A 13853-nucleotide genomic window follows, 5' to 3' on the forward strand; every position below is an offset into this window, starting at 1 on the left:
GTCAGTCATGTTGAGCTCCTGCTCTGCAAATGCGCTGAAAATCGATGTCTGGAAAGCTGAACCGGCAAACGCCGCGCCCGCGGCGTTCATTCACGACGAAGACGCGTGTTGGCACGCTTTGGCGCGTATTGGCGTATGCCGGCGGGCAGGAACGTGTCAGGCCTTGGCCGAACCTGCCTTGGCGGCAGCCGGCTGGACCGCGACCGGCGTGGCTTGCTGGGCGGAAGCGACGCTCTGGAAACCGCTCTGGGCCGTTTCGATGGCCTGGCGGGTCACACCGCGCAGCGTTTCGGCGGCATTGTTCACGGCGGCGAAGGTCGAGTTCAGGGCCGCGACGAAGGACTCCGCGCCCGCGGGCGCGTTTTGCGTCAGGCCTTCGGAAAAGGCCTTGAAACGCTGCTCCTGCTCGCCCGATTGCACCTGGGCGGCTTGAATCCATTCGTTTTGGGTCGTCGTCGCGATGTCGACGAGATGGCGGCCGTACGACATGGCTTTGGCGGCCGCCTGCTGCGACGCACCAATCTGCTGCGTCAGGAACGCGGCGGGATTGCCGCTTTCGAGGGCACCCTTGAGCGTCGCTTCGCTTTCAGCGATGGCAGCCTTGCTGGCCTGGACGTTGAGATCGATCACGGCCTGCACGCCTTCGAAGACGGGCCTGGTGAGCGCAAAGAGCGCTGCGACGCCAGCCTGGTAGTTCGCGCGGAATTGTTCGGGTGCGGAAACAGACATCAGATCATACTCCTTGGTTAGTCTTACTAATTAAAGCGCCAACCCCCGATGGCCTGACTTGCGGCTGTATTCCTATGTTTGAAAACGAATGCTGCATCGCCGCAGTCAATTTAGAGTGTCCATTCTAAGACAGAAATTTAACAATTATGTGGCGATTGATATTAGGTGAAAACCCTTAGCGTAAGTCTTTCAGGTTCAGAAATTGCAGTTGTCAAGCAACATGCATTCTGGATCGGTAAGCTCGACACTGAGCGCGGAAATTGCATGTGAATAAATGGCCCGCGACGGATTTCCGGCGCGGCGCCGTTCAAGTCTGTATAGGGGCTGTTGACCCCTCTGCATCAAGGGAGAGACATCATGATCCGCACATCACTGCGTTCGTCATTTGCCGCCGCACTGCTCGCCGGCACCGCAACGGTCGCGCTCGCACAGGCCGTGATCGTCGAGCCGAATGAGCCGCCACGGCAGCCCGTGGTCGTCGCGCCCACTTCGCCGCCGCCTCCGCCACGGGAAGAAACCGCCCCGCCGCCGCGCGAAGGCTATGTGTGGGAGGGCGGCCACTGGACCTGGGACAGGGGCGTGTATGTCTGGGCGCCCGGCCGCTGGCGTGAGGCCCGCTCGGGCTATGACTGGGTGCCGGGGCACTGGGTAGAGGACGGTCCGAACTGGCGATGGATTCCGGGCCATTGGGCATAACGTGGCATCGAGCGGCATAAGGCCTGAATGCCCGACCTCAAACTGGGAAACGATTATGACGGCGCGTCAGCGGGTTCGCCTGCGGTGCAGACCGGCAAGACCGGGAAGGTCTTGAACGAACGCGATCCGGATGCGGAACTCGTCGCGCGCGTCGGCGCGCGCGATCCGCTTGCCGTGCGCGCACTCGTCGCAAGCAAGCTGCCGCGCCTCATTGCGCTCGCCACACGCCTGCTGGGCGACCATAGTGAAGCCGAAGACGTCGCTCAGGAAGCGTTCGTGCGGATCTGGAAACAGGCACCCACCTGGCGCACCGGCGAAGCGAAATTCGATACGTGGCTGCATCGCGTGGCGCTTAACCTGTGCTACGACCGCCTGCGCGGACGCCGCGAAGAGACCATGGAAGACGTACACGCCGTGAGCGAGCCGGCACCCGATCCCGCAGGTTCGCCCGACCAGCAGATCGAAGCGCGCACGCGCGACGAACGCGTGCGCGCCGCGCTCGCAGCGCTGCCCGTGCGCCAGCGCGAAGCGCTCGTGCTCACTTACTATCAGGAGCTTTCGAACCTCGAAGCCGCCAGCCTGATGGATATTTCGGTGGACGCGCTCGAAAGCCTGCTGGCGCGCGCCCGGCGCACCCTGCGCGCACAACTGGCCGGCGAAGCTGCCGGTAAGGACTCCGTATGACACCCGAACGATTCCACACGCTCGTCGCGGCCTATGGCGCCGACCCGCAACGCTGGCCGCAACACGAGCGCGAAGACGCGCTCGAATGGGCGCGCGCGCATCGCGCCGAAGCCAGCGCGGCGCTCGACGAAGCCATGGCGCTAGACAGCTGGCTCTCCCGCGACATGGTCGCGCCGCCCCCACGCGCACTCTTCGAGCAGATCGTTGCGGGTGCACCGGTGATGCCCGTTGCCGTCGCGAAGCGCCGCAGCTTCTGGTGGTCCGGCGCGGCATTCGCGGGCGTGGGCCTCGCGGGCGCGCTCGCGGGCGCGCTGACGATCTCGTTTGTCGTGCTCGGCGGCACGACGCCCGCCGCCCCGCACGAGACGTATCTCAGCACGAGCTTTGGGGGGACCAGTTCGGACTGGAGCGAATCGAACCTCAACTCCGGCGCCGAGGGGAGTGACGAATGAACGGCCGCTCGTGGAAAACGCTGCTCGTCGGCTCGGTACTCCTAAACGTTTTTCTGCTCGGCGCGATTGCGGGTGGAGCGTGGCGCTGGTTCGCCGTACGCGGCGAGCCGCAGGCACAAGCGACGCAGCGCGTGGCGTTGCGCTTCGCCACCGAGGAGCTGTCGCCGGAACGCCAGCAGCAGTTCGCCCGGACGCTCAAGGCCTCGCGCCGCGAAGGCAGCCAGTACGCGCGCGACGGACGCGACGGACGGCGCGAGGTGCTCGACCTGCTCGCCGCCCCGCAACTCGACCGCAACGCCATCGACGCCGCGCTCACGCGCACGCGCACCGCCGACAGTGCGTTACGCGCGCAAATCGAAAGCGGCGTGGTCGATTTCGCGGCCACGCTCACGCCCGAAGAACGCGTGAAGTTCGTCGAAGGGCTCGAAAAGCGCGGCCAGTGGCGACTGCCGGCGCAACTGCAAAAGCAGCCGCAGAAAGCCGCGAGCGAGAGGAGCGACGCACAATAAAAAATTTGGCTGACCAGCGACGGATAATGCGAGCGACGAGCGTTTAACGGGAATACGCAACGCTCCAGTGAGCACAAGGACCGCGCATGGAAAGCCTTTCGAATGCCCGCGCCGGCGCGATCGCCATGAACCGCTTCGGCCTCGGCGCGCGCGCCGACGAAACGCCGCCGGCCAACGCTCGAGGCTGGCTGCTCGGCCAGTTCCAGGCATACGAACCGCTGCCTGCCGCATGGCGCAACGAGCCCGGCGCACTGGCGCTCGCCGCGCGCTTCGGGGCGCAGCGCCAGCAAGGCATGGCGGGCAGCGCGGCAGCGAGCGCGGCTTCGGAGACGAGCGCACCAGATAACGCACAACAAGCCGCACGCCGCGCGGTCAACCAGGCGATCCGGCGCGAGAGCGTGGACATCTACCGCAGCGCGGTCAACGCGCGCCTCACGAGTGCCCTGCAGACCGACGCGCCTTTCGTCGAGCGCCTCGTGCACTTCTGGTCGAACCACTTCGCCGTGTCGGTGGACAAGGCGCTGATTGCAGGCGTTGCGGGCGCATTCGAAATGGAAGCGATACGGCCGCACGTGCTCGGCAATTTTGCGGACATGCTGATCGCCGTCGAGCAGCACCCCGCCATGCAGCTCTTTCTCGATCAGACGCGCTCCGTGGGCCCCGATAGCCGCGCCGCGCTGCGCGCCGACCAGCGCGACCCCGCGCACAAGCGCGGCCTCAACGAGAACCTTGCACGCGAGATCATGGAACTACATACGCTCGGCGTGCGCACCGGCTATACGCAGGACGACGTGACCGAATTCGCGCGCGCGCTCACGGGCTGGAGCGTGGCGGGCGTGCGCGGACCGCAGCCCGGGAACGCCGCCCCCGGCAGCTTCGTATTTCGCCCTGCGCTGCACGAGCCGGGCGCGCGCACCGTGATGGGCAAGCGCTACGATCAACCGGGCGAGCAGCAGGCGCTCGCCATCCTGAACGACCTCGCGCACGCGAGCGCCACGAGCCGCCATATCGCATTCCAGCTCGCACGCCACTTCGTGGCCGACAATCCGCCGCCCGCGCTCACCGGGCGCCTCGCGCTCGCCTTCGAGCAAAGCGGCGGCGATCTGCCCACCGTGTACCGCGCGCTCGTTGAAGCGCCGCAAGCGTGGGCGAGCGTCGATGCGAAGTTCAAGACACCGTGGGAGTGGACCGTTTCGTCGATGCGGGGTCTCGGCTGGCGCGAACCCGGCGACGCAGGCGAGCTCAATGCCGCGCCGCTGTTCACGCAGCTCGGCCAGCCGGTATGGCGACCGGGCTCGCCCGCCGGCTACGACGACATCGCCGCAAGCTGGGCCGCGCCCGACGCGCTCGTGCGCCGCGTGGAAGTTGCACAGCGCTTTTCGGCGCGCGTGGGCGACCGGCTCGACCCGCGCACGCTCGGCAACACGCTCATGGGCGCCACGCTCAGCGCGCCCACGGCCAGCGCGGTCGCGCATGCCGACAGTGCATCCACGGCGCTCGCCCTGCTGCTCATCTCGCCCGATTTCCTGAGGAGATAACCGCCATGGTTTCCCGCCGCCATTTCCTGCGCGTCGCCGCCGCCGGCGCGGGCGCGATGCTCGTCGCCCCACGGATCGTGTTCGCCAGCGTCGAAACCGAGCGCCGCTTCGTGTTCGTGATCCAGCGCGGCGCGGCCGACGGACTCAACATCGTCGTGCCCTATGCGGAGCCGGCCTACGCCACGCTGCGCGGCCCGCTCACCATCGACATCGACCGTGCCACGAAACTCGACGGCACGTTCGCGCTGCATCCGTCGCTCGCACAGATGGCGCAGATGTACGGCGAAAAGCAGGCGCTCTTCGTGCATGCGATCGCTTCGCCATATCGCGACCGCTCCCACTTCGACGGTCAGAACGTGCTGGAAACGGGCGGCCGCGCGCCCTACCAGGTCAAGGACGGCTGGCTCAACCGGCTCGTCGCCATGCTGCCTGCCTCGCGCGCGAACGCCATTGCGCTCGCGCCGACCGTGCCGCTCGCGCTGCGCGGCACCGTACAGGTGAGTTCGTATGCGCCCTCGGCACTGCCCAGCGCATCCGACGATCTGCTCACACGCGTTTCCGCCCTCTACGAAGCCGATCCGCAACTGCGCGCGCTCTGGACTTCGGCAATGAACGCACGCGCTCTCGCGGGCGACGCCAGCGCGCGGCAGGACCCCGCGAGCGTCGGCAAGCTTGCAGCGAGTTTCCTCTCGCGTCCCGATGGCCCACGCATCGCCATGATCGAAACCGGCGGATGGGACACGCACAGCGCACAGAACGCGCGGCTCGCGAACCAGTTGAAGGCGCTCGACACGATGCTCGCCTCGCTGCGCGACGGCCTCGGCCCAGCGTGGGACAAGACCACCGTGCTTATCGCGACCGAGTTCGGCCGCACAGCCGCGTCGAACGGCACGGGCGGCACCGACCACGGGCAGGCTTCGGTCGCGATGCTCGTGGGCGGCGCCGTTGCCGGTGGACACGTACAGGCCGACTGGCCGGGGCTGCGCAGCGCGGACCTCTACGAGTCGCGCGACCTCAAGCCCACGGCCTCACTCGACGCATTGATCGCGGGCGCGGCCGCGGAGAGCCTCGGACTCGATCCGCAGCGCACGGCATCGACGCTGTTCGGCGATGCGGGCACAAGAAATGCGATGACGGGTTTGATAAGGGCATGAACCGTTAGAACAGACCGGCACCGAAGCGGGCCGCCTTGCGCGGACCCGGATGCCGGCACGCGGCGAGACCAGCCATCCGTTCGGATAACCAAACAATCTTAGTCAGTGGAGGACACCCGTCATGAAGATAAAACTCCTGCAACCCGTGACCCTGGTCGCCTGCGCCGCCCTGCTTTCTGCGTGTATTGTGGAACCGGCCCGACCACCGGAACCGGCACCGCGCGTCGAGGCACCGCCGCCCGCACCCGCCCAGGGATACGCCTGGGTCAAGGGCCACTACCGCTGGGAAGGCAACCAGTGGGTGTGGATTCCGGGGCATTGGGTGCGGGGGTACTAAGATGGCCTTGTGCGGCGGTCAAATCGCATCGAGCGGATAAACCGGCCGCCGCACTTTGCGGAATTCGAGCTTGCCGTAATCCGAAGTCGTGACGCCCACACCCGCGCATTCGATCACCTCCCGCGCGAGATCGCCGAACCCGGCGCGCCAGTGCACACGGCTTTTCAGCACGATAAACCGCTTTTGCGTGGGGTCGATGCCCACCGAAGACAGGCAGTTCAGGTCGAACGGCTCCTGATGCGCCGATACCACCACGATTTCCACCTTGCCGGTGTCGATCACCACGGTCGGCCCGGTATCGTTGAGCGCGCCGCGATACATGGGTCCGCGATTGCGGAACACGCCGTCAAAAACGAGCTTCACGCGCGCCGTCACTTCGATGGGGCGGCTCGTCTCCTGCAACGCGGGCATCGGCAACTTGCCGCCTAGCGAAAGCGTAACGTCATTGCCGACGCCTGCCGCGATCGCCTGCTGAACTGCCTCCGGATCATAGATCGCATAGAACACCGCGCTGTCGAGCCCTTGTTTCAGGACCTCCGCGAGCACTTCGGTAGTATCCATCGTGCCGCCCGACGCCGTGTTGTCGCAATGGTCGAGCAACACGAGCGGGCCAGCGGTCGTCGAAGCCTTTGCGCGCGCAACCGATTCCACCAGCGGCTCGCTCGCATAGAGAAACTTTTCGCGCTCGCGCCACGCCTCGTCGAGCAGCGCATCGCGCAGCCTGGCCGCCTTCGCCTCGTCGCCATCGGTGCAGACCACGACACTCAGTCCCGCGTTCTCGATATCGGCGTTCGGGAAGCCCACGAACAGCGATGCCGCGAGCGCCTCGCCTTCCTCGTACGCCATGCAGCGAGCCTGCAGCGACCTGTTCGGCTCGGCGTGCGTGCCCTGACGCATCACATGAGGCAGCATGGGCTTGTTGCCCCAGACCATCACCGGTCGGATCTCACCCGCGATCGTGCGCGCGAGAATGCGTGCCGCGCGCCGTCCGGCCTCGTACATGTCCACGTGCGGGTAGGTGTGATAGCCGGTGACGACCGTCGCGTGCTTCACGATGTCGTCGTAGAGGTTCGCATGCATGTCGAGCGTCACGCCCACCGGCGTATGCGGGTCGATCTCGCGCAGGCGCCGCAGCAGCGTGCCTTCGCCGTCGTCGAGCGATTGCGTGACCATGGCGCCGTGCAGATCGAGCAGGATGCCGTCATAGCCGCCCTTTGCGACCGCGTCGAGAATCCGCTCGCTGATCCGGCGGTAGGCATCGTCATGCACGGGGCCGCTCGGGAAGGCGTCGGCCGCCACCGGCAGCACGATTTGCGCGCCCAGATCGTCGGCCACGTCGATGTAGGCGCCCAGCGCCCCGCCGGTGCCGCGGTAGGCTTCGAGCGCGGCCTCGCCCGAAATGGCGCCGCCCGTGCGGCGAAAGAAGCGCTCGAACGGAGTGGGAACCGGCGAGAACGTATTGGTTTCGTGCTTGAACATCGCGAGCAGCAAACGCATGAAGGTTTCCTTTCGAAGTGGAGGACGTTTCTTCGCACTGCCTGGCTATCGACGTATGACCAACGCGTTACACAACGCTCAACTGGCATGCCACGCCATGTCGGCATCGAGCGGGTACACGGGGCGCACAAGACGCTCGTAGTGAAAGAGTCCGTAATCGGAGCCGGTCACGCCGCGGCTGTCGCATTCCACCAGCGCGGCCGCTATCGGCACGAACACCGGGCGGCAGTACATGCGCGATTTGAGCAGCAGAAAGCGCGCGCGGCGCGGGTCGATCCCCACGCTCTCGAATACGCCGAGATCCCAAGGCTCGTGGGTGCGCTCGGTCACGACGAGCGTGGCCGCGCCGATATCGAGCACCGCCGCATGCCCCATGTACGCGCGCTGGCCCGTGTAGGTCGGGCCCGTGATCACATATTCGCCGTCGGTGATCGCGCGCACCACGCCCGTCGCCATGAAGGGCGCGCGCGGCGCCGCGCCTTCGCGTGCGAGCTTGTTGCCGACACCCAGCGTGACCCTGGCGCCTACGCCGGCTTCGATCAGTGCCGCCACGGCTTGCGGATCGCACAGCGGCCCGCTCACCATGCCCGTGAGCTCCTGGGCGAGCGCGGCTTCGAGCAGGTCCATCGTGTCGCAGGTACCGCCCGACATGCAGTTGTCGCCATGGTCGAGCAGCAGCACGGGTTTGCCGGCGCCCTGCGCCAGTTGCGCCGCCTGCGCGACTGACGCATCGAGGGGCGGACTGCGATAGACAAATTCGCCGCGTTCGTCCCAGATCTGCCGCGCGATGCGCGCCGCGACCGCCTCGGCAGCCGCCGCGTCGCCGTTGCCCACCACCACCACGCTGATGCACGGTGCCGGAATGTCGGCAAGCGAAAATCCCGCGAGCACCGAAACGGCCAGCATGCCCTGCGCCTCCGCCTCGCGCGCCGCCTCGATGGCGCGGTGCATCGCGCCCCCGGCGCTCGCGCTGCGCAGCGTGGAGGTGAGCAGCGGCGGCTGCCGCCACGCGAGCACCGGTTGCGCGCGGCCATGCATGCGATCGAGCAGCAGACGCGCCGCGTGTTCGCCGGTCTCGTACATATCCACGTGCGGATAGGTCTTGAAGCTCACGATCACATCCGCGTTGTCGATCATCTTCCGCGTGACGTTGCCGTGCAGATCGAGCGCGACGGCTATCGGCGCGTCGGGCACTGCGGCGCGCACGCGCGCGAGCAGATCGCCCTCGCCGTCCGCCGACTGCTGCGCAACCATCGCGCCGTGCAGGTCGAGCATCACCGCGTCGCAGCCGGGCGCGGCGGCGACGATGGCATCGCAGATCGCATCGTACGCATCGGCGGCAACGGGGCCGCCCGGATTCGCCGAAGCCGACACGGGCGTAACGAGTTGCGCGCCTTCGCGCTCGGCGGCGTCGATGAACGCCGACATCGCCGTACGCATGCCCTTGTTCTCGCGATACGCCGCTTCGCCCCAGGCGGGACCGTTGGCGCCGAACGCGGCAAGCGGCGTGGCCACCGGCGAAAACGTATTGGTTTCGTGATTCATCCGCGCGATCAGGATCTTCATGCGTCGCCCTCACGCGCATTAGCCACGCCCGCCGCCGCGAGCATTGCGTGCAGCAGCACGTTGCAGCCGGCTTCCAGATCCTCGGGACGCGCGTCCTCGATTTCGTTATGGCTGATGCCGTCCTTGCACGGCACGAAGATCATCGCCGTGGGCGCCACGCGCGCGAGATACACTGCGTCGTGGCCCGCGCCGCTCACCACGTCCATGGCCGGGAAACCGAGCGTTTGCGCACCCGCCCGCACGGCTTCCACGAGCGCGGGATCGAACGGCTGCGGCGGGAAGTACACGACCTGCTCGACGTCGATGTTCACACCTGCCTGCTGCGCCGCCGCGCGGCACGCCGCGCGCAGTTGCGCGTCCATCGCCAGGAGCGCCGCGTCGTCGGCTGCGCGCAGGTCCACCGTGAGCGTCACGCGCCCCGGAATCACGTTGCGTGAATTGGGATGCACGTCGAGCCAGCCGACGGTGCCGCGCCCGTGCGGCGCGTGCGCCAGCGCGATGCGATTGACCTCCTGAATCAGGCTCGCCGCAGCGAGCAGCGCGTCGCGACGCGAATCCATCGGCGTGGGCCCCGCGTGCGCCTCCATGCCGTGCACCGTCACGTCGTACCAGCGCTGGCCGAGCGCGCCCTGCACCACGCCTATCGTCATCGCGTGCGCTTCGAGCACGGGCCCCTGTTCGATATGCGCCTCGAAATAAGCACCGACGCGATGCGGCTCGAACGGCCTCTCGCCTGCGTAGCCAATATTCTCCAGCGCCTGTGATACCGAAACACCATCGTGATCGCGCTGCGCAAGCGCATGCTCCAGCGTGAACGCACCCGCGAACACGCCCGACCCCATCATCACCGGGACGAAGCGCGAGCCTTCCTCATTGGTCCACACGGCCACTTCGAGCGGCGCGAGCGTGCGCACACCCGCTTCTTCCAGCGTGCGCAGCACTTCGAGGCCCGCCAGCACGCCGTAGTTGCCGTCGAATTTGCCGCCTGTCGGCTGCGTGTCGATATGGCTGCCCGTCATCACGGGCGGCAGGTCCGCCCGCTCGCCCGCACGCCGCGCGAAGATGTTGCCGATGGCATCCACGCGTACCGTGCAGCCCAACTCCTTCGCCCACGCCATAAACAGATCGCGCCCCTCACGGTCGAGCGGAGTAAGTGCGAGGCGGCACACGCCGCCCTTTTTCGTTGCGCCGATTTCGGCGAGCCGCATCAGACTGCCCCACAGGCGTGTGCCGTTCGTGCGCAGGCCGGCGGGCGGAACGCGAGTCATTTCCTGAACTTGCATCGATTGGGTTCCTTGCTTGAATGGAAAGCGGTGCTCAAACCACGCCCACGCCCAGATAGCGGTCTTTTACCGTATGATCGGCGGCGAACTCTGCGTTGCGGCCTGTGTAGACGATCACGCCTTGCTCGATGATGTAATGCCGGTCCGCCAGTTGCGTGCAAACCTCGAGGTTCTGCTCGACCAGCACGATCGCCACGCCCGCCTTCCTGATCTGCCTGAGTTGCTCGACGATCTCTTCGACGATCACGGGCGCGAGTCCTTCCACCGGTTCATCGAGCATCAGCAGACGCGGATGATTCATGAGCGCGCGCCCGATCGCGAGCATCTGCTGCTCGCCGCCCGAAAGCTGCGCGCCGCCGTTTTTGCGCCGCTCCTTCAGGCGCGGGAAAATCCGGTAGATGTCGTCGAGCTGCCACGGCGAATCCTTGCGCGCACCGAGGCGCAAGTTTTCCTCCACGCTCAGCAAGCGGAATATCCCCCGATGCTCCGGCACGAAACACAGGCCTGCCGCCGCAATACGATGCGCGGCTTGTCCGCTAACCGTCCTGCCGGAGAAGTCGATCGCACCACCACGCGGCGCAACCACACCCGCAATCGTCTTGAGCGTCGTGGACTTGCCCGCGCCGTTGCGCCCGAGCAGCGTGACCGTTTCGCCCTCGTTCACCTGCAGCGACACGCCTTGCAGAATATGGCTCTTGCCGTAATACGCGTGAATATCCCGCACGTCGAGCATCATGCGCGGCCTCCCGTAATCATGTTGCCGAGATAGGCGCTGCGCACGCGTTCGTCGCCGCGTATCGCGTCGGGCTTGCCTTCCACGAGCACGCGACCTTGCTGCATCACCGTGATGGTATCGGAGATGTCCATGACGATGCCCATGTTGTGCTCGATGAGCACGACCGTATACTCGTCGCGCAGACCGCGTATCAGCGCCTTCATGTCGTCGAGGTCGTCGATGCCCATGCCCGAAGTCGGCTCGTCCAGAAAGATCGCACGTGGCCGCGCGGCCAGGGCCATACCCACTTCGAGGCGCCGTTGCTGGCCGTGCGAAAGCGCACCCGCCGATATATCCGCATGGCGTTGCAGCGCGAGGCGCTCCAGCACGCGCTCCACCGTCTGGGCGTGGGCGAGCGCGCCGTGCGGCGGGGTCCAGGCATTGAGCGCGCGGCGCGCCTGCACGCCCTGCGCCGCCACGCGCAGGTTCTCGCGCACGCTCAGGTTCTGGAACAGGCTCGTCACCTGGAACGAGCGCGCAATGCCGCGCCGCACGCGTTTGTGATCGGGCTCGCGCGTGATGTCGTGACCGTCGAATACGATGGATCCCGAAGAAATCGGCACCGTGCCCGTGAGCACGTGAAAGAGCGTGGTCTTGCCCGCGCCGTTCGGCCCGATCACCGAATGCACCGTGCGCGGCGCGATGCGCAGGTCCACGCCGGAAAGCGCCGTGAATTTGCCGAAGCGCTTCACCACGCCGCGCGCTTCCAGAATCGCTTCGCTCATGGCTGCTCCTTGCTGTGTGCATCCGCGCCGTCGTGACGCCGCAGCGCGGCCCCGACGCGCTCGCCGAGACCCCACAAGCCGCGCTGCATGAAGAGGCTCACTGCGATCAGCACGAGGCCGAGCAGGAGCAGCCAGCGCGGCCACAGGGTGGAAAGCCAGTCGGCGAAGAGCACGTAGAACGCGGCGCCGATGACGGAGGCGAACAGGTTGCCGCTGCCGCCTATCACCGTCATCAGCAGGATCATTTCGCTCGTGTGATAGTCGATGTTCGAGAGCGGCGCGATGCCGGTCATCATGGCGTGCAGCGCGCCGGCAAGTCCCGTGACCGCGCCGGAGATCACGAACGCCATCAGCTTGAAGCGGCTCACGTGATAGCCCGCGGCACCCGCACGGGCTTCGTTGTCGCGAATCGCGAGCAGCGTGCGCCCGAATACCGAGTGCGATACGCGCACCATCAACGCGAATACGACCACGAACACCACCGCGACGAAACCGTAGTACTGCCACGGCGAATCGAGCGCGACGAGCGCGTGCGATCCGGGCGCAAGCGCGGGACGCGGGATGTCGAGCAGGCCGTTGTCGCCGCCAGTGATGTCGGGCAACGAATAGGCGAGAAAATAGAACAACTGGCCGAACGCGAGCGTGAGCATCACGAAGTACGTGCCGCGCTGGCGTATGGAAAACCAGCCGACAACCGCTGCCGCGAGCGCACCCAGCACAGCCGCAGCCGCAAGCGCCGCGAGCACCGAGGGCACGCCGTGCGTGAGCAGGATGCCGGCGCCGTAACTGCCGAGGCCGAAGAAAATACCCTGGCCGAACGAAAGCAGTCCCGTAAATCCCAGCAGCAAATTGCAGCCCAGCGCCGCGAGCGCGAACACGAGCACTTCGGTCGCGAGCGAGCCGGAGCGCACGGTGAGCGGCAACGCGCACACCACGACGATTGCAAGGAGAACATATCGATAGCGGCGCAGCAGGCCGCCAGGCCCGGCCGCATCGCCTGTGCCCGCGCCGGTGGCGAGCTTCGTCGACTCGATCATGCGGCCCTCCCGAGCAGTCCGTTTGGACGCAGCAGCAGGACCGCCGCCATCGCCACGTAGATCATGAGCTGCGCGCCTTGCGGCCAGAGCGTGCTCATCAGGCTCTGCACGATGCCGACCAGCAGGCCGCCCACCAGCGCGCCGAGAAAGTTGCCCATGCCGCCCACCACGACGACGACGAAGGCCACGCTTAACGCCTCGAGCCCCATGAACGGATCGACGCCGCGAATGGGCGCGGCCAGCACGCCCGCGAGCGCCGCCGTGCCCGCACCGAGCGCGAATACGAGGCTGAACACGCGCGTGACGTTGATGCCGAGCAGCGACACCATCTCCGACGATTCGCTGCCCGCCCGCACCGCGCTGCCAAGGCGCGTGCCTTCGAGCACCCACCAGAGCAGCACCGCGAGCACCGCGGTAAAACCAATCACGAAGAGACGGTACTTGGGATAAACGAAGCTGCCCCAGATCACCACGCCGCCGAGCGCGTCGGGCACGGCCACGTTGTCGCCGAGCGGCCCCCAGACGAGAATCGCGCATTCCTGGATCACGAGGGCGAGCCCGACGGTCGCGAGAATATGGAACTCGTGCTGCTGTGCATAGATATGCCGCAGGACGAGTTTCTCGACGACCCACGCGAGCGCGCCCACCACGGCCGGCACCACCACGAGCGAGAGCCAGAAGCTGCCCGACCACTGCAGAAACTGATAGCAGCAATACGCGCCGAGCAGGTAGAACGCGCCGTGTGCGAAGTTCACGAAGCGCAGCAGGCCGAAGACGATCGAGAGCCCGACCGCCAGCAGGAAATACAGCATCCCGACGCCGATTCCATTGATGATCTGCAGCAGATAGACATTCATGGCGTGCGTAGCGT

At 66.7% G+C, this 13853-nt stretch carries 15 protein-coding genes; 7 read left to right on the forward strand and 8 right to left on the reverse strand.

All coding sequences use genetic code 11. The features are described from left to right. Nucleotides 1-156: 156 nt before the first annotated feature. Nucleotides 157-729 (reverse strand): TIGR01841 family phasin, encoded by a 573-nt coding sequence (phaP, locus tag BHE01S_RS20110; protein ID WP_042267053.1) that lies wholly within the window; start codon nucleotides 727-729, stop codon nucleotides 157-159. 360 nt (nucleotides 730-1089) lie between these two features. Here phaP and BHE01S_RS20115 point away from each other — a divergent pair, with 360 nt between their 5' ends. The 7 genes from BHE01S_RS20115 to BHE01S_RS36905 all read left to right on the forward strand — a co-directional run bounded on the left by BHE01S_RS20115 (nucleotide 1090) and on the right by BHE01S_RS36905 (nucleotide 6099). Then, nucleotides 1090-1425, forward strand: a complete 336-nt coding sequence (locus BHE01S_RS20115; protein WP_042267257.1) for a YXWGXW repeat-containing protein — start codon at nucleotides 1090-1092, stop codon at nucleotides 1423-1425. 27 nt (nucleotides 1426-1452) lie between these two features. Further along, nucleotides 1453-2109, forward strand: a complete 657-nt coding sequence (locus BHE01S_RS20120) for an RNA polymerase sigma factor (RefSeq protein WP_084069044.1) — start codon at nucleotides 1453-1455, stop codon at nucleotides 2107-2109. Beyond that, nucleotides 2106-2561, forward strand: coding sequence for a hypothetical protein (locus BHE01S_RS20125; protein ID WP_042267055.1), 456 nt, complete (start codon nucleotides 2106-2108; stop codon nucleotides 2559-2561). The genes BHE01S_RS20120 and BHE01S_RS20125 overlap by 4 nt, the downstream gene beginning before the upstream one ends. Continuing rightward, nucleotides 2558-3070: a periplasmic heavy metal sensor gene (locus BHE01S_RS20130; protein ID WP_042267056.1), complete on the forward strand. Its 513-nt coding sequence runs from the start codon at nucleotides 2558-2560 to the stop codon at nucleotides 3068-3070. The genes BHE01S_RS20125 and BHE01S_RS20130 overlap by 4 nt, the downstream gene beginning before the upstream one ends. A gap of 86 nt (nucleotides 3071-3156) precedes the next feature. Next, nucleotides 3157-4608 carry a DUF1800 domain-containing protein gene (locus BHE01S_RS20135; RefSeq protein WP_042267058.1) on the forward strand — a complete coding sequence of 484 codons (1452 nt, stop codon included), beginning with the start codon at nucleotides 3157-3159 and terminating at the stop codon, nucleotides 4606-4608. Nucleotides 4609-4613: 5 nt separating this feature from the next. Further along, nucleotides 4614-5762 carry a DUF1501 domain-containing protein gene (locus BHE01S_RS20140; protein ID WP_042267060.1) on the forward strand — a complete coding sequence of 383 codons (1149 nt, stop codon included), beginning with the start codon at nucleotides 4614-4616 and terminating at the stop codon, nucleotides 5760-5762. A gap of 121 nt (nucleotides 5763-5883) precedes the next feature. Then, nucleotides 5884-6099 carry a YXWGXW repeat-containing protein gene (locus BHE01S_RS36905; RefSeq protein ID WP_042267061.1) on the forward strand — a complete coding sequence of 72 codons (216 nt, stop codon included), beginning with the start codon at nucleotides 5884-5886 and terminating at the stop codon, nucleotides 6097-6099. Between the two features lie 18 nt (nucleotides 6100-6117). Here BHE01S_RS36905 and BHE01S_RS20150 read toward each other — a convergent pair whose 3' ends face one another. The 7 genes from BHE01S_RS20150 to BHE01S_RS20180 all read right to left on the reverse strand — a co-directional run bounded on the left by BHE01S_RS20150 (nucleotide 6118) and on the right by BHE01S_RS20180 (nucleotide 13839). After that, a complete protein-coding gene (locus BHE01S_RS20150) occupies nucleotides 6118-7596 on the reverse strand; it encodes a M81 family metallopeptidase (protein WP_042267064.1) in 1479 nt (492 codons plus the stop codon). A gap of 78 nt (nucleotides 7597-7674) precedes the next feature. Continuing rightward, nucleotides 7675-9162: a M81 family metallopeptidase gene (locus BHE01S_RS20155; RefSeq protein WP_042267066.1), complete on the reverse strand. Its 1488-nt coding sequence runs from the start codon at nucleotides 9160-9162 to the stop codon at nucleotides 7675-7677. Continuing rightward, nucleotides 9159-10445 carry a Zn-dependent hydrolase gene (locus BHE01S_RS20160; RefSeq protein WP_042267068.1) on the reverse strand — a complete coding sequence of 429 codons (1287 nt, stop codon included), beginning with the start codon at nucleotides 10443-10445 and terminating at the stop codon, nucleotides 9159-9161. Before BHE01S_RS20160 ends, BHE01S_RS20155 begins: the two co-directional genes overlap by 4 nt. Before the next feature lie 34 nt (nucleotides 10446-10479). After that, nucleotides 10480-11181 (reverse strand): ABC transporter ATP-binding protein, encoded by a 702-nt coding sequence (locus BHE01S_RS20165; protein ID WP_042267071.1) that lies wholly within the window; start codon nucleotides 11179-11181, stop codon nucleotides 10480-10482. Continuing rightward, nucleotides 11178-11945: an ABC transporter ATP-binding protein gene (locus BHE01S_RS20170; protein ID WP_042267073.1), complete on the reverse strand. Its 768-nt coding sequence runs from the start codon at nucleotides 11943-11945 to the stop codon at nucleotides 11178-11180. The genes BHE01S_RS20165 and BHE01S_RS20170 overlap by 4 nt, the downstream gene beginning before the upstream one ends. Continuing rightward, nucleotides 11942-12982, reverse strand: coding sequence for a branched-chain amino acid ABC transporter permease (locus BHE01S_RS20175; RefSeq protein WP_042267074.1), 1041 nt, complete (start codon nucleotides 12980-12982; stop codon nucleotides 11942-11944). The genes BHE01S_RS20170 and BHE01S_RS20175 overlap by 4 nt, the downstream gene beginning before the upstream one ends. Continuing rightward, nucleotides 12979-13839, reverse strand: a complete 861-nt coding sequence (locus tag BHE01S_RS20180) for a branched-chain amino acid ABC transporter permease (protein WP_042267075.1) — start codon at nucleotides 13837-13839, stop codon at nucleotides 12979-12981. The genes BHE01S_RS20175 and BHE01S_RS20180 overlap by 4 nt, the downstream gene beginning before the upstream one ends. Between the last annotated feature and the right edge of the window lie 14 nt (nucleotides 13840-13853).

This window comes from Paraburkholderia heleia NBRC 101817 (genome assembly GCF_000739775.1).
Lineage (GTDB): Bacteria > Pseudomonadota > Gammaproteobacteria > Burkholderiales > Burkholderiaceae > Paraburkholderia > Paraburkholderia heleia.